Below are 15,032 nucleotides of genomic sequence, written 5' to 3' on the forward strand. Positions count from 1 at the left end.
TGAGGGTCAGCCCGCGGCGGGGACGGTGTACTGCTCGTAGTAGCCCGTGGGGGCGAGGACCGGCACCTGGATGACGTTGGGCCCCGACTGCGGCGTCGTGACGGTGAGCTGGACGAGCTGGCCGGGACGGGCCGGCACGCCCGAGAGGACCACCGGTGAGCCGCCCTCCGAGAGGGACCCACCCGAGGACGCGGGGATGGTGCGCCGCGTGGGGGCGCCCTCGCCGAGCGCGAAGGTGACCTCGGCCGCCTCCGCGGACTCGTTGACGGCCTGCCCGACGAGGACGCCGTCGCCGCCCTCCTCGGCCGCGACGACGACGAGGTTGCCGAAGCGCAGGTCGCCGGTGTCGAGGGAGGGCCCGTCGGCGGCCTGGTAGGCGTAGTCGGTCTGGACGGGTGAGAACACCGCACATCCGGACGCGAGGAGGAGGGCGCCCGCGAGGGCGGTGGCGCGCAGGAGGGCGGCGGCTCGGGTCGTCACGGGCCCAAGACTAGCCATGAGGTCCCCGAGGGTCGGCGAGGGTGGCGCCGGGCGGGGTCGCGGGGACCGGGCGGGACGGTTGTCCACCGCGCGCCCGCCCGCCCGTGGCGCGCGCGCGAAAGCACGACGACCGGGGTTCTGTCAAGACCCGAAACGATGCTGTGAAGGCGCCCCACGGGCCCCTGACCTGCGGAAACGCCGATCCGCTCCATTTCGGCGACACGCCGGTGCGTGATATCCTTGGGACCTCGAAAGGGGACAACACCACATGGTTTTCAAGGTCGGCGAGACGGTCGTGTACCCGCACCACGGGGCGGCACGCATCGAGGAGATCAACACCCGCACGATCCGCGGAGAGGAGAAGCTCTACCTCAAGCTCAAGGTCGCGCAAGGCGACCTCGTCATCGAGGTACCCGCAGAGAACTGTGACCTGGTCGGCGTCCGTGACGTCGTCTCCAAGGAGGGTCTCGACAAGGTGTTCGAGGTGCTCCGCACCCCGTACGCCGAGGAGCCCACCAACTGGTCGCGCCGCTTCAAGGCCAACCTGGAGAAGCTCGCCTCCGGCGACGTCATCAAGGTCGCCGAGGTCGTCCGCGACCTGTGGCGCCGCGACAAGGACCGTGGCCTGTCCGCCGGCGAGAAGCGCATGCTCGCCAAGGCCCGCCAGATCCTCGTCTCCGAGCTCGCGCTCGCCGAGAAGACCGACGAGGAGAAGGCCGAGACCATCCTCGACGAGGTCCTCGCGTCCTGATCCCCGGGTCCGCACCCGAACCACTGACGTGACCGACGCCCACGCCGCTGCCCGCGGCGTGGGCGTCGTCGTCGTGGCCGCCGGGTCCGGGTCGCGGCTCGGCGCCGGGACCCCGAAGGCCTTCGTCCACCTCGGTGGCCGCCCGCTCGTCGCCCACGCGCTCGATGTCGTGGCGCGGGTCCCGGGGGTCACGTCGGTGGCCGTCGTCGTGCCGCCCGAGCTGGCCGACGCGTCGGGTCCGGCGTGGGCCGGGGTCCGGCTGCCCCCCTCGGCCGTCGTCGTCGCCGGTGGCGCCGAGCGCACCCACTCGGTGGCCGCGGGGCTGGCGGCGCTCGACGACTCGTGCGACGTCGTCCTCGTCCACGATGCCGCCCGGTGCCTCGCACCCGTCGCCGTCTTCGAGCGGGTGGTCGCGGCCGTGCGCGGTGGAGCCGCGGGAGTCGTCCCGGGTGTCCCGGTCGTCGACACGGTCAAGGTCGTCGACGAGCGCGGTGTCGTCGTCGCCACTCCCGACCGCGGCTCGCTGCGGGCCGTGCAGACGCCGCAGGGGTTCCGGCGCGTGGTGCTCGAGGCCGCCCACGCCGGCGGGGGCGACGCCACCGACGACGCCGGGCTCGTCGAGGCCCTCGGCCACGAGGTGCTCGTCGTCGCCGGCGACCCCCTGGCCCACAAGGTCACCACGCCCGACGACCTCGCCCACGCCGAGCGGCTCCTGGTCGGCGCCCTCGTCATCCCGCCGCCACCCGAGGAGAGCCCGTGACAGCGCTGCCCCGCACCGGCATCGGCATCGACGTCCACGCCCTCGCGCCCGAGGGATCCGACCGCGAGCTGTGGGTCGCCGGGCTGTACTGGCCGGGCGAGCGCGGCCTCGACGGCCACTCCGACGCCGACGTCGCCGCCCACGCCGCCTGCGACGCCCTGTTCTCCGCGGCCGGCATCGGCGACCTCGGCGCCCACTTCGGCACCGACCGGCCCGAGCTCGCCGGGGCGTCGGGGGTCACCCTCCTCGCGGAGGCGGCGCGCCTCGTGCGCGAGGCCGGCTTCGACATCGGCAACGTCGCGGTGCAGGTCGTCGGCAACGGGCCCAGGGTCGGCAGCCGCCGCGCCGAGGCCGAGGCCGCGCTGTCCGAGGCGGCCGGTGCCCCGGTGTCGGTCAGCGGGACGACCACCGACGGGCTCGGCCTCACCGGCCGCGGCGAGGGCGTGGCAGCGGTGGCCACAGCCCTCGTGATCCCTCGAGTGGCCACGACACGCTGACGAAACGGCCCGGGCATCAGCGTGTCGCGACCACTCGACTGGCGACGGGCGGGGGGGCGACGGGCTCGGGGAGGAGCGGCGGCCCCGGTCAGCGGGTGCGGACGGCGCTCGCGCGGCGGTCGGCCGAGACGATCCGGGCCATCCGCTGGAGCTCGGCGACGTGGCCGCACAGGGCCTCGCGGCCGGCGGCCGTGAGGACGACCGTCGTCACCTGGCGCCCGTCGCGGTTCGTGCGGTCGAGCCGGGTGTAGCCCCGCGCCGAGAGCGCCTTGAGGTGCTTGGACAGGGCCGAGTCGGACAGGCCCATCTCGTCGCGGACCGCGCCGAACTCGGTGCCGGCGCTGGGCACGAGCAGGGCGCAGATGCGCAGCCGGTGCGGCTCGTGGATCACCTCGTCGAACACGGGGTGGGGCATGGCGCGAGCATACGTCGCCGCCCACGTTCGCGCTGGAACCGCGGATGCGAGGGGGATGGCGACCGGCCGGTAGCCTTGCGCGGGTGACCCTCAGGCTGTTCGACTCCCTCACGCGCGAGCTGCGTGACTTCGTCCCCGTCGTGCCCGGCAAGGCGGGGATCTACATCTGTGGGCTCACGACGCAGGCGCCGCCGCACATCGGTCACGTCCGCTTCGCCGTGGCGTTCGACGTCCTGCGACGCTGGATGACGCGCGGTCACGGCCTCGAGGTCACCCTCGTGCGCAACGTCACCGACATCGACGACAAGATCCTCGCGAGGTCGGCGGCCTCCGGCGAGGAGTGGTTCGCCCTGTCCTACCGCAACGAGCTCGAGACCTCGGCCGCGCTGACGGCGCTCGGCGTCCTCCCGCCCACGTACGAGCCGCGGGCCACGGGCCACGTCCCCGAGATGGTCACCCTCATGGAGGCGCTCGTCGACGCCGGTCACGCGTACGCCGCGGACGACGGCAGCGGCGACGTGTACTTCGACGTCCGCAGTTGGCCCGCCTACGGCGAGCTGACCCGGCAGAAGGTCGAGGACATGGTCGACGCCGAGGACGCCGACCCGCGCGGCAAGCGCGACCCGCGCGACTTCGCCCTCTGGAAGGGGCACAAGCCCGAGGAGCCCGCGACCGCGAGCTGGCCGACCCCGTTCGGCACGGGCCGCCCGGGCTGGCACCTCGAGTGCTCCGCGATGGCGCGCAAGTACCTCGGTGACACCTTCGACATCCACGGCGGCGGGGTCGACCTGCGCTTCCCGCACCACGAGAACGAGCAGGCGCAGTCGCGGGCCGCCGGCCTCGGCTTCGCCAACTACTGGCTCCACAACGCCTGGGTGACGATGGGCGGGGAGAAGATGAGCAAGTCGCTCGGCAACTCGCTGCGGGTCAGCGAGGTCGTCAAGGCGCACCGGCCGCTCGCCGTGCGCTACTACCTCACGGCGGCGCACTACCGGTCGACGATCGAGTTCCACGAGGGCTCGATCGAGGAGTCCGACACCGCCGTCGAGCGGATCGAGGGCTTCCTGCGCCGCGCGCTCCCCGACGTCACCACGGCCGTCCCCACCGGCGACGAGGAGCTCCCCCCGGAGTTCGTCGAGTCGATGGATGACGACCTCGGCGTCAGCGGGGCGCTCGCCGTCGTCCACGAGGCCGTCCGCGCCGGGAACACCGCCCTGCAGGACGGCGACCGCGACGACGCCGCCGACATCGCCCGCAGCGTCATCGCGATGACCGACGTCCTCGGCGTCAACCCGCTCGACCCGGCGTGGTCGGCCGGCGACTCGAGCGCCGCCGACGCGCTCACCGCCCTCGACGCCCTCGTCCAGGAGCGGCTGAGGGCGCGCGCCCACGCGCGTGCCTCCCGCGACTACGACTCGGCCGACGCCATCCGCGACGAGCTGACAGCGGCGGGAATCGCCTTGGAGGACACCGCAGCCGGTGCCCGATGGAGCCTCGTCCGAGGCAAGGGAGAGCAGGACTGATGGCCGGGAACAGCCAGCGCCGCGGCGCCGTCCGCAAGGGCAACAAGAAGGGCCCCACCGTCGGGTCCGGCGGCCAGCGCCGCCGCGGCCTCGAGGGCAAGGGCCCGACGCCCAAGGCCGCCGACCGCCCGAACCACAAGGCGCACAAGATCGCCAAGGCCGCCGAGCGCGCCACCGGCGGGGCCCGCGGACACTCCGGGCGCACGAGCACCCGCAGGAACAAGGCGAGCAGCGAGATCGTCGCCGGCCGCAACGCCGTCGTCGAGGCCCTGCGCGCCGAGGTGCCCGTCACGACCCTGTACGTCGCCGGGCGCATCGACAGCGACGACCGCGTGCGCGAGGCGCTCAAGACCGCCACCGAACGTGCCATCCCCGTCCTCGAGACCCCGCGCGGAGAGCTCGACCGCCTCACCGACGGGGCGGTCCACCAGGGCCTTGCCGTGCAGGTGCCCCCCTACGAGTACGCGCACCCCAACGACTTCATCGACCCCGAGGCGCCCGGCATCCCGCTCGTCGTCGCGCTCGACGGCATCACCGACCCGCGCAACCTCGGCGCCATCGTGCGGTCCGTGGCGGCGTTCGGCGGCCACGGCGTCGTCGTCCCCGCCCGCCGCTCGGTCGGGATGACGGCCTCGGCCTGGAAGACCTCCGCCGGCGCGGCCGCGCGCATCCCCGTCGCGCAGGCCACCAACCTCACCCGCGCCCTCGAGGACTACCGCAAGGCGGGCTTCTTCGTCATCGGCCTCGACATGGACGGCGACGTCGAGCTGCCCGACCTCGAGCTGGCGTCCGAGCCGCTCGTCGTCGTCGTGGGCTCCGAGGGCAAGGGCCTGTCCCGGCTCGTGCGCGAGACGTGCGACCAGATCGTGTCGGTGCCGATGAGCTCGACGGTCGAGTCGCTCAACGCCGGGATCGCCACCGGGGTCACGCTGTACGAGGTCGCCCGCCGCCGTCGGCGCTGACCTGCGGTTCCCGGCGCTGCGGGAGGTCACGGCGACGCGCTGGCCGGAACCGGGTCCCAGTGCTCGCCCAGCCCGCTCCGCTGTGGAAGGATTCGGCGCGCCGGACGCGTCCGGCCCTGGGGGACCGACGTCCCCGATGAACGTCGAGAGAGGGAACACATGTCTGACTACGGATCGACCCCGCCCCCGCCCCCGCCGCCTCCGGGGGACGGTGGCGGCTACGCCGCCTCGACGCCGGCCGGTGGCGGCCAGATCGAGCACCCGAAGGGGATGACGGTGCTCATCCTCGGCATCCTCGGACTCGTCTGCTGCTCGCCGCTCGGCATCGTCGCCTTCGTCATGGGCAACAACGCCCTCAAGGAGATCGACGCGCAGCCGGGTCGCTACAGCAACCGCCAGATCGTCCAGATCGGCCGCATCCTCGGCATCATCGCGATCGTGCTGCTCGTGCTCACGGTCATCTGGCTCGTCTTCCTCGGTGGCCTCGCCGCCGTGTCGGGCGGTTCCGGCTCGAGCATGTGACGTGACGCTGCTGCACCACCCCGAGGCGGCGCCGGCCGCGACCCACGGGTCGCGGTGGCGCCGCCTCGTGCGTCCGGGCCTCGTCCTGGGCGCCGTCGCCGTCGGCACGGCCTACGTCGCCACGGTCGACCCCAACGAGCCGGGCCACTACCCGGTGTGCCCGACCTACGCCCTCGCCGGCATCTACTGCCCGGGGTGCGGGATGCTCCGCGCGACGCACGACCTCGCGCACCTCGACCTCGCGGGCGCGATGGCCCGCAACCCGCTGACGCCGTTCCTCTACCTCGGCGTCGCCGTCCTCTTTGCGTTCTGGGTGCGGGCCCGCTGGCGGGGCCGCCCGCTGCGCTGGGACCCCCCGGTGTGGATGCCGTGGGTGCTCCTCGTCGCCTTCGTCGCCCTCACGGTCGCGCGCAACATCCCCGGCTGGACCTGGATCTCGCCCGCCTGAGCGGGCGCTGGGCCGCGGCGTCCTCAGGGCTTGGTGACCCGGATGACCGTCGACGTCACGACCTTGTCGGCGAGGGTCTGCCGGTTGTCGTCCCAGAGCATCCACAGGTAGGACAGGTAGACGACCTGGTTGATCAGGCCGCCGACGAGCTCGCGCACGAAGCACATCCCCGCGCCGATCGGCTGACCCGTCTGGGCGTGGATGAGCCGCAGCCCGACCGCGGACTTGCCCAGGCTCTGGCCGGTGCGGCCCATCCGGAACACCCGGTTCCAGACGTTGACGGCGATGCCGACGAGCAGGCCGAGCCCGAGGAGCGCGAAGCCCACCGCGAGCAGGCCGGAGTCGGCCTCGCCCGTGACGGGAGAGCCGTACTCGTCGTAGCCGGACCGGCGCGGCGCGGCGGCGACGAGCACGGGGATCGCGACGAGCATCGGGAGGAACGCAACGATGCTGATGAGCGCGTCGATGACGAGCGCGCCGGCGCGGGGCCCGAAGGTCGCGACCGGGCCAAAGTGCTGCTCGACGTAGCGCAGCGACCCCGGGGCGGCCGGGCCCTGCGCCGCGTAGGCCGGCGCCGCGGCGTACCCGCCGTACGGGTTGGGCTGCTGCTGGGGTGCGCCGTATGGCTGCTGGCCGGACGCGGGCTGCGACGGCTGCTGGCCCTGCGGCGGCAGGGGCTGCGGCGGCAGGGGCTGCGGCGGCTGCGGGTCCTGCGGCTGGTCGGTCATCGGTGTCCCCCGGGGAGTCGGTCTGCGAACGGTGTCCGCCCGCGATCCTAGGGGCGGTCCCTGCGGTCGGCGAGGACCGGCATCTCGCGGGTGTCGACCCCGACGACCGCCTCCTCGTAGGGCTTTCCGGGCAGCACCGACGCGATGTAGTCGGTGATCGCGTCCTCGATGGGGATGTCGTGCTGCGCCCGCTCGGCCATGTACCACCGGTGCTCGAGGACCTCGTGGAAGACCTCCGCGGGCTCGAGCTTGCCGGTGAGCTCGCGGGGGACGCGGCGGGTCACCGGCTCGTAGATCCGCACGAGCCAGTCGTGGGCGACCATCTCCTCGTCCTCGCCCTGCCGCCCGGTGCCGGCCGTGTACGCGTCGAGGTCGTTGAGGAGGCGGCGCGCCTGGTTCTCGCGGACGTCGAGCCCGGTCAGCCGCAGCAGCCGGCGGGAGTGGTGGCCGGAGTCGACGACCTTGGGCTGGATGCGCAGCGTCGCCCCGTCGATGTCGGTGGTGATCTCGAGCTCGTCGACGTCGAAGCCGAGGGCGTTCAGCCGCCGGATGCGGTCCTCGACCCGCCACCGCTCGCTGTCGTCGATGAGCTCGGACCCGGTGAGCTCGTCCCACAGCTCGCGGTAGCGGGTGACGATCCGCTCGCTGATCTCGATGGGGTCGCGGTCCTCCTGGAGCAGCTCGCCGGCCTCGAGGTCCATGAGCTCGCCGGCGATGTTGACCCGGGCGATCTCGAGGTCGTGCTCGCGCTGCCCGTTGCTGAGCCGCTCGCGCAGCTCACCGGTCTCGGCATCGACGAGGTAGGCGGCGAAGGCCCCGGCGTCCCTGCGGAACAACGTGTTCGACAGCGACACGTCACCCCACCAGAAGCCGGCGAGGTGCAGGCGGACCAGCAGCACCGCGAGCGCGTCGATGAGCCGGGTGGCAGTGCCCTTGCGCAGCGCCTGGCTGTACAGCGCGCGGTACGGCAGGGAGAACTGCAGGTGACGGGTGATGAGGACGGCGTCGAGCGGCTCGCCGTCGGTGTCGACCCGACCGCTGACGACACCGAACGGCTCGACGCACGGCATCCCGAGCCTGTTCAGGTTGCGGAGCATCTCGTACTCGCGCCGGGCGATGTCGGCCTTGATCTCCTTGAACGCCAGCACCCGCCCTGACAGGCGCACGAAGCGCACGACGTGGCGCGAGATGCCGCGGGGGAGGGCGGCGAGCAGCTCCTCCGGCCACTCCTCCAGCGGGACGCGCCAGGGGAGGTCGAGGAGCGCCGGGTCGGGCCGGGCGGCGGTGATCTCGAGCGCCATGGGTCCACCCTCTCGCAGTCGCAGGGTTGACGGAACCGCGTCCGCAGCCGGCTCCGAACCGGCGACGCCCCGGACGGTGCTCGTCCGGGGCGTCGGCCGTTCGTCAGGTCGACGGGTGGAGCCTCAGAGGCGCTTCCCGGACGACTTGTCGAAGACGTGCATGTGGTCGGGGTTGGGGTAGACGTAGATCGTCGAGCCCTTCTCCGGGACCTTGCGGCCGTCGACGCGCGCGATGAACGGCTTGGCGAGGTTGTCGTCGCCCGCGCCCTCGAGCTGGATGTTCGGGTCGGCCGGGGTCGCGTAGACGTAGGCGTCGGCCCCGAGCTCCTCGATGACGTCGACCGTGAGGGCCATGCCGTCGTCGTTGGTCGTGACCTCGACGTCCTCGGGGCGGACCCCGACGACGACGTGCGAGCCGCCCTCGCTGAGGTGCTCGCGCGCCACGGGGACACGGTGGCTGCCGAACTTCACGCCGTCCTCGGTGACCGGCACCGAGACGAGGTTCATCGCGGGGGAGCCGATGAAGCCGGCGACGAAGAGGTTGGCGGGCTTGTCGTACATCTCGCGCGGGGTGGCGCACTGCTGGAGGATGCCGTCCTTGAGCAGGGCGATCCGGTCGCCCATCGTCATGGCCTCGACCTGGTCGTGGGTGACGTAGACGGTGGTGACGCCGAGCCGGCGCTGGAGCGAGGCGATCTGGGTGCGCGTCTGCACGCGGAGCTTGGCGTCGAGGTTCGACAGCGGCTCGTCCATGAGGAACACCTGCGGGCTGCGGACGATCGCCCGGCCCATCGCGACGCGCTGGCGCTGGCCACCGGAGAGGGCCTTCGGCTTGCGCTCGAGGTACTGGGTGAGGTCGAGGATGTTCGCGGCCTCCTCGACGCGCTTGCGGATCTCGCCCTTGTCGACACCGGCGATCTTGAGCGCGAAGCCCATGTTGTCGGCGACGGACATGTGCGGGTAGAGCGCGTAGTTCTGGAACACCATCGCGACGTCGCGGTCCTTGGGCGAGAGGTCGGTGACGTCACGGTCACCGATCCAGATCTTGCCGTCGTTGACCTCTTCGAGGCCCGCGAGCATGCGCAGGGAGGTGGACTTGCCACACCCGGAGGGGCCGACGAGGACGAGGAACTCCCCGTCGGCGATGTCGATGTCGAGCCTGTCGACCGAGGGCTTGTCGTTGCCCGGGTAGAGGCGCGTGGCCTGGTCGAACTTCACGGTTGCCATGGCGTCATTGCCTTCCTTCACCGGCAGGAACGTGCCGGACGATCCGTTGTAAAGGTGGTGGAGCTCCCGCCCACGTCGGTGTCGGCGGTGCTCGTCAGTATGCCGTGCCCGTCCAAGCAGCGGTACCTCGTGTCCACGGCGCTCCGATCTGCGCCCCCGTGTGCCCGGGTGGCCGCCCGGGCGACCACCTGAGCACACGACTGCGGGAGGGGGGCGCTCGGTAGGGTGCGGCGCGTGAACGAGTCGCGGTCCGCGCGCCTCGCCGACATCGCCGCCCAGGCCGACGTCAGCGAGGCCACGGTGAGCCGCGTCCTCAACGACCGGCCGGGGGTGTCCGAGGCGACGAGGCAGGCCGTCCTCACGGCCGTCGACGTCCTCGGCTACGACCGTCCCGCGCGGCTGAGGCCCAAGTCCGCGAACCTCGTCGGCCTCGTCATGCCCGAGCTCGTGAACCCGATCTTCCCGGCGTTCGCGCAGGTCATCGAGACCGCGCTGGCCGCGGAGGGGTTCACGCCGGTGCTGTGCACCCAGACGCCCGGCGGGGTCCACGAGGACGAGTACGTGCAGATGCTCCTCGACCGCGGGGTCAGCGGCATCATCTTCCTCTCCGGCCTGCACGCCGACGCCACGTCGGACCCGGCCCGCTACCGGGTGCTGCGCGAGCGTGGCCTGCCGATCGTCCTCGTCAACGGGCCACTGCCGGAGGTCGACGCCCCCTTCGTCTCCAACGACGACGTCGCCTCGATGGGGCTGGCGGTCAGCCACCTGGTCCAGCTCGGGCACACCCACATCGGGCTGGCCCTGGGCCCGGAGCGGTACACGCCGGTCGTGCGCAAGGTCCGGGGGTTCCGGGCGGCGATGCACGAGCACCTCGGGGTCGACCCCGAGCACCTGGACCGGCTGGTCACGCACACGGTCTTCAGCCTCGAGGGCGGGGCGGCCGCCGCCGGGCGGCTCATCGCGCGTGGTGCCACGGCCATCATCTGCGGGTCCGACCTCATGGCGCTCGGGGCGATCCGCCAGGCGCGGTCGAGCGGGCTCAGCGTGCCCGGCGACCTGTCCGTCGTCGGCTACGACGACTCCACGATCATGGCCTTCACCGACCCCCCGCTGACGACGATCCGGCAGGCGGTCGAGGCGATGGGGGACGCCGCCGTGCGCGCCCTCCTCGACGAGATCGGCGGCGAGGGTCCGCCACGGGCGGAGTACGTCTTCCGCCCCGAGCTCGTCGTCCGCGGCTCGACCGGCGCCGCACCCCACCGCGGCTGACGCGCGTCCTACCGCCTGGTCGGTGTCGTGATCACAGCACGTACCAGGCGGTAGGTCGCGAGGTGGGGTGACGGCAGGGTCGCGCTCGGGCACGTCTGGCGCGTCGTCGGCACGGCCCCTATCGTCGGTGCATGAGGATCTCGGACGTGGTCAGGCGCAAGGGGAGCGCGGAGGTCGTCACGGTGCGGTCCGACGCGACCGTCACCGAGCTGCTCGCCCTCCTCTCGGAGCACCGCATCGGTGCGGTCGTCGTCAGTGACGACGGCGGCTCGGTGCACGGCATCGTCAGCGAGCGCGACATCGTCAGACACCTCCACACCGACGGCGCGGCGCTGCTCCACGCCCCGGTGTCGCAGATCATGACCGCGGAGGTCCACACCTGCACCCCCGACGACGTCCTCGACGACCTCGAGTCGGCGATGACCGAGCGCCGCATCCGCCACGTACCGGTCGTCGTCGACGGGCGGCTGCACGCCATCGTCAGCATCGGCGACGTCGTGAAGAACCGGATCACCGACCTGCAGGCCGAGCGCGACCAGCTGCGCGACTACATCCAGTCCTGAGGACGGCGGGCGCCAGGGCGTCCGGCCGGGCTCCAGCACACACCCAGACTGACGTCCTACCGTGGTGCCCATGACTGCCGCCCACGAGCCGGAGGCCCCCGGGCAGCCCGAGCCCGTGCGCCTCGGGCCGTACCGGCTGCTCGAGCGGCTCGGCGAGGGTGGGATGGGCGTGGTCCACCTCGGCCTCGACCCCCACGGCCGCGCGGTCGCCATCAAGGTGCTGCGGTCGCACGTCGCCGACGACCCCGACGCGCGGGCCCGCCTGTCGCGCGAGGTGACGACCCTGGGACGGATCCGCAGCTCGCGGGTCGCCCCGGTCATCGACGCCGACGTCGACGGCGCCACCCCCTACATCGTCACCCGGTACGTCCCGGGGCCCTCGCTCGACGAGCACGTCGGGTCGAGGGGTCCGCTGCCGCCCGGCGAGCTGCACCGGGTCGCGTCGGGCATCGCCGAGGCGCTCGACGTCATCCACTCGGCCGGCGTCGTGCACCGCGACGTCAAGCCGGGCAACGTCCTCCTCGTCGACGGCGAGCCCGTGCTCATCGACTTCGGCATCGCGCACGTCGCGGACGACATCCGCCTGACGATGACGGGGCTGGTCATGGGGACCCCCGGGTACCTCGCGCCGGAGGTCGTCGGCGGCGAGGACGTCACGCCCGCCACCGACTGGTGGGGCTGGGCCGCGACCACCGCGTTCGCCGCGACCGGGGCTCCACCCTTCGGGCGCGGGGCGATGAACGCCGTGCTCGCGCGGGTCGCCGCGGGTGAGCCCGACCTCGAGGCCGTCGACCCCCGCATCGAGCCGCTCCTCTACGCGGCCCTCTCGCCGCACCCCGGTGACCGTCCCCACCACGGGGAGGTCGTCGCGGCGCTCGAGCAGTACGCGCACGGGGCACCGGTGACCGAGGCGATCGAGGTGCGGCGGGTCCGGCCGGCCACCGCACCGTTGCGGACCGCCCCGACGAGTGCCCTCCCCGTAGCCGCCGCCGGTGCCGGTGCCGGGCCGGCCGGTGCGGCGGCGTCGGCAGCGCCGCCGTCCTCCGCACCACCGGTGCCTGTCGCTCCGGGCGCGCCCCAGCAGGCGCCGCCGCTCTCCGTGGAGCTGCCGCCACCGATGGTGTCCACGGGACGGGCCGCCGGGCCGCCCGGGTGGGAGCGCGCGGTTCCGGCCGCACAGGCTCGTGGGCTGACCCCGCAGCCCGCCGCCGGGCCACCGCCGGCGACGGCGACGGCGATCGGGCCGGTGGCCCCCCGGGTGGCCCCGTCGCCGTACGCCCAGCCGGGACCGCCGGTACCACCGACACCGGGATCGCAGCAGGGCGACGCCGAGGACGTCGTCCACGGCGGCTGGGGTGACCCGCGCATCGGGCGCGCCTCGCGGTCGGGCACGCTGCTCGCCCTCCTCGCGCTCTTCGCCGGCCTCACCGCGCGGCTGCCCGCCGCCGCGGTCCTGGCCCTCTTCGCCGGGGTCGTCGTCGCCCGGACCGCCGACCGGTCGGTGACCTCGCTCGTGCTGCGGAGGCACAGCCGGGGCGGGGCCCGCGGCAGTGATGTCGCGGTCGCCGTCGCGAGCAGTCCATGGCACCTCGTCGTGGGGACCGTCGGCGCCGCAGTCTCGCTCGCGCTCCCGCTGGTCGTCGGCGTGTGCGCGATGTTCGCCGGGGCGGTCGCCGTCGCCGCGCTGACCGGTGGCGACGTCCGACCCGACGGTGTCCTGCCGCTCGCGGGTGCCGGGGTCTTCGCGGCCCTCACCGCGTGGTGGGGCCCGGGCGGCGCGAGCCTGCGCCGGGGGAGCCGGAGCCTCGTGCGCGGCTTCACACCGAGCGCGACCGCCGCCCAGGTCGCCGCCGGAGCCCTGCTCGTCGGAGCGGCGCTTTTCCTGGTCTCGGCTTCCGTTGCGGGAGAACCGGACTGGTGGCCGCGGACAACCGCTCCGACCTGGATCGACGAGGTGGCCCGCATCCCGTGAGCGCCACCGACGAGAGCCCCGAGCGCACCCACGAGCCCACGGAGCCGAGGGCGCCAAAGGGGCCAAAGGGGTCGAAGGGGTCCAAGGCCCCGAGGGCGCCGCGGGAACCGCGGGCGCCGCGGGCGCCGAAGCCCGACCGGAGGGCGCGCCTCATCCTCGGCGAGGCGCCGACCGAGCCCATGCCGATGGCCGACCTCCTGCGCCGGACTCCCTACCGCTACACCCGGATCCCGCACCAGGCGGCGGAGGACGCCAAGGTCCGCGCGGCGCTGGACCTCGCCGTCCGCGTGGGCGAGCTCATGCTGCGCTGCGGGGCGGGTGCGCCGCAGGTGCAGGGGAGCGTCGCGGCGGTGGCGGCGGCCTCGGGTGTCGACGTCGTCGAGGTCGACATCACCCTCCAGTCGCTGCTCGTGCAGGCGACGAGCTCGGACGGGCGGCCGCACACCCTGCTGCGGGTCGTCCGGAGCAACAAGCACGACTACGCCCGGCTCGTGGCCGTGCACCGGCTGGTGGAGGAGCTGACGGCGGGGGCGATCGAGCCGGCCGCCGCGGCGGAGCGGCTGCGCGCCATCAAGCGGCACCCCCGCAACTTCCCGGCGTGGGCCGTGTCCGCCGCCAACGCCGTCCTCGCGTCGGCCGTCGCGGTGATGATCGGCGCGAGCCCGTTCGCCGCCCTCGTGACGATCGCGGTCGTCCTCGTCGTCACGGGCGTCAGCCGGCTCCACGGTCGCATCGACCTCCCGGAGTTCTACGGGAACGCGATCAACGCCCTCGTCGCCACGCTGCTCGCCGGCAGCGCCTATGCCGTGTCCACCGCCGCGGACCTCGGTCTGCGGGACCAGGACTTCGCCTTCATCGTCGCGGGTGGCATCGTCGCGATGCTGCCCGGGCGGACGATGGCCTCGGCGATCGAGGACGTGCTCTTCGGCTTCCCGCTCACCGGCGCCGGTCGCCTCCTCGCCGTCTTCCTCGCCCTCCTCGGCATCGTCATCGGCGTCGCGACGGGGCTGGGCACGCTCATCTCGGTCACCGAGGCCGTGGGCTCCGACTTCGTGTCGCCGTCGGTCCTCGACCTGCGGTCCGACCAGTCGGCCGTCCTCGCGGCGCTCGGCGGCGCGTTCGTCGTCGGCCTCGCGGGGGCCGTCACCGTGCAGAGCCGGCGCCGGCTCGTCCTCGCGTCGGGGGTGCTGGCGGTGGCCGCGGCCGGTTCCGCGGCCCTGCTGAACCGCGGCCTCGGCATCGGCGTCATCACCGCGACGGGGATCGCCGCGGTCGCCCTCGGCGTCGTGGGCCGGGTCGTCGCGAACCGGCTCGGCGCGCCCTCGATGGTCCTCGTCATCCCGGCGTCCTTCGGCCTGCTCCCCGGCCTCACGATCTTCCGGGGCCTCTATGAGCTCGTCGCGCAGAGCGGTGGCGCGGCGGGGTCGCTGTCGATCCAGTCCGGCATCACCACACTGCTCGGTGCCGGTGCGACGTTGCTGGCGATCGCGTCCGGCACCGCGCTCGGGGAGCTGCTCGCCGCGCCGTGGGACCGCACCCGTGGCCCGGCCCAGACGGAGAACGCGTCATCACCCTGAGGACGCCCGCGTAGACTCCGGGCGGTCCGCGCCGCCA

The 15,032-nt window shown here is 73.6% G+C and carries 16 protein-coding genes; 11 read left to right on the forward strand and 5 right to left on the reverse strand.

Translation table 11 applies throughout. The annotated features are described in order from the left end of the window. Positions 1 to 6: 6 nt before the first annotated feature. Complete coding sequence (locus tag ACK8HX_RS07835) at positions 7 to 480, reverse strand: hypothetical protein (RefSeq protein ID WP_411940118.1); 474 nt, start codon at positions 478 to 480, stop codon at positions 7 to 9. Positions 481 to 748: 268 nt separating this feature from the next. Here ACK8HX_RS07835 and ACK8HX_RS07840 point away from each other — a divergent pair, with 268 nt between their 5' ends. The 3 genes from ACK8HX_RS07840 to ispF are packed head-to-tail and all read left to right on the forward strand — an operon-like array spanning position 749 to position 2,488. Then, positions 749 to 1,231, forward strand: a complete 483-nt coding sequence (locus ACK8HX_RS07840) for a CarD family transcriptional regulator (protein ID WP_411940119.1) — start codon at positions 749 to 751, stop codon at positions 1,229 to 1,231. Positions 1,232 to 1,259: 28 nt separating this feature from the next. Then, positions 1,260 to 1,991, forward strand: a complete 732-nt coding sequence (gene ispD / locus ACK8HX_RS07845; protein WP_411940120.1) for a 2-C-methyl-D-erythritol 4-phosphate cytidylyltransferase — start codon at positions 1,260 to 1,262, stop codon at positions 1,989 to 1,991. Continuing rightward, on the forward strand, positions 1,988 to 2,488 hold the full coding sequence (gene ispF, locus ACK8HX_RS07850) for a 2-C-methyl-D-erythritol 2,4-cyclodiphosphate synthase (protein ID WP_411940121.1): 501 nt from the start codon (positions 1,988 to 1,990) through the stop codon (positions 2,486 to 2,488). Before ispD ends, ispF begins: the two co-directional genes overlap by 4 nt. An 88-nt stretch (positions 2,489 to 2,576) precedes the next feature. Here ispF and ACK8HX_RS07855 read toward each other — a convergent pair whose 3' ends face one another. Further along, the gene (locus ACK8HX_RS07855; RefSeq protein ID WP_411940122.1) at positions 2,577 to 2,903 is read right to left on the reverse strand and encodes a transcriptional regulator; all 327 of its coding nucleotides are present in this window, start codon (positions 2,901 to 2,903) and stop codon (positions 2,577 to 2,579) included. An 83-nt stretch (positions 2,904 to 2,986) separates the two neighbouring features. On the opposite strand from ACK8HX_RS07855, the gene cysS reads away from it, so the two are divergent. The 4 genes from cysS to ACK8HX_RS07875 all read left to right on the forward strand — a co-directional run bounded on the left by cysS (position 2,987) and on the right by ACK8HX_RS07875 (position 6,358). Further along, on the forward strand, positions 2,987 to 4,426 hold the full coding sequence (gene cysS / locus ACK8HX_RS07860; protein WP_411940123.1) for a cysteine--tRNA ligase: 1,440 nt from the start codon (positions 2,987 to 2,989) through the stop codon (positions 4,424 to 4,426). Further along, on the forward strand, positions 4,426 to 5,388 hold the full coding sequence (gene rlmB, locus ACK8HX_RS07865) for a 23S rRNA (guanosine(2251)-2'-O)-methyltransferase RlmB (RefSeq protein WP_411940124.1): 963 nt from the start codon (positions 4,426 to 4,428) through the stop codon (positions 5,386 to 5,388). The genes cysS and rlmB overlap by 1 nt, the downstream gene beginning before the upstream one ends. 159 nt (positions 5,389 to 5,547) lie before the next feature. Further along, positions 5,548 to 5,910, forward strand: coding sequence for a CD225/dispanin family protein (locus ACK8HX_RS07870; RefSeq protein WP_411940125.1), 363 nt, complete (start codon positions 5,548 to 5,550; stop codon positions 5,908 to 5,910). A gap of 1 nt (position 5,911) precedes the next feature. Beyond that, a complete protein-coding gene (locus ACK8HX_RS07875) occupies positions 5,912 to 6,358 on the forward strand; it encodes a DUF2752 domain-containing protein (RefSeq protein WP_411940126.1) in 447 nt (148 codons plus the stop codon). A 23-nt stretch (positions 6,359 to 6,381) separates the two neighbouring features. On the opposite strand, the gene ACK8HX_RS07880 is transcribed toward ACK8HX_RS07875, so the two are convergent. The 3 genes from ACK8HX_RS07880 to ACK8HX_RS07890 form a co-directional block, all read right to left on the reverse strand. Next, positions 6,382 to 7,086 carry an RDD family protein gene (locus ACK8HX_RS07880; RefSeq protein ID WP_411940127.1) on the reverse strand — a complete coding sequence of 235 codons (705 nt, stop codon included), beginning with the start codon at positions 7,084 to 7,086 and terminating at the stop codon, positions 6,382 to 6,384. 47 nt (positions 7,087 to 7,133) lie between these two features. Further along, the gene (locus ACK8HX_RS07885; RefSeq protein WP_411940128.1) at positions 7,134 to 8,387 is read right to left on the reverse strand and encodes a DUF4032 domain-containing protein; all 1,254 of its coding nucleotides are present in this window, start codon (positions 8,385 to 8,387) and stop codon (positions 7,134 to 7,136) included. 123 nt (positions 8,388 to 8,510) lie between these two features. Next, entirely contained in the window at positions 8,511 to 9,614 is a 1,104-nt protein-coding gene (locus ACK8HX_RS07890; protein WP_411940129.1) for an ABC transporter ATP-binding protein, read from the reverse strand. 234 nt (positions 9,615 to 9,848) lie between these two features. On the opposite strand from ACK8HX_RS07890, the gene ACK8HX_RS07895 reads away from it, so the two are divergent. The 4 genes from ACK8HX_RS07895 to ACK8HX_RS07910 all read left to right on the forward strand — a co-directional run bounded on the left by ACK8HX_RS07895 (position 9,849) and on the right by ACK8HX_RS07910 (position 14,995). Next, complete coding sequence (locus ACK8HX_RS07895; protein ID WP_411940130.1) at positions 9,849 to 10,883, forward strand: LacI family DNA-binding transcriptional regulator; 1,035 nt, start codon at positions 9,849 to 9,851, stop codon at positions 10,881 to 10,883. Positions 10,884 to 11,014: 131 nt separating this feature from the next. Beyond that, positions 11,015 to 11,446 carry a CBS domain-containing protein gene (locus ACK8HX_RS07900; protein WP_411940131.1) on the forward strand — a complete coding sequence of 144 codons (432 nt, stop codon included), beginning with the start codon at positions 11,015 to 11,017 and terminating at the stop codon, positions 11,444 to 11,446. Between the two features lie 70 nt (positions 11,447 to 11,516). Further along, a complete protein-coding gene (locus ACK8HX_RS07905) occupies positions 11,517 to 13,418 on the forward strand; it encodes a serine/threonine-protein kinase (RefSeq protein WP_411940132.1) in 1,902 nt (633 codons plus the stop codon). A gap of 185 nt (positions 13,419 to 13,603) precedes the next feature. Further along, complete coding sequence (locus ACK8HX_RS07910; protein ID WP_411940133.1) at positions 13,604 to 14,995, forward strand: threonine/serine exporter family protein; 1,392 nt, start codon at positions 13,604 to 13,606, stop codon at positions 14,993 to 14,995. Positions 14,996 to 15,032: the final 37 nt, after the last annotated feature.

This window comes from Oryzobacter faecalis (assembly GCF_046764005.1).
Classification (GTDB): Bacteria; Actinomycetota; Actinomycetes; order Actinomycetales; family Dermatophilaceae; genus Oryzobacter; species Oryzobacter faecalis.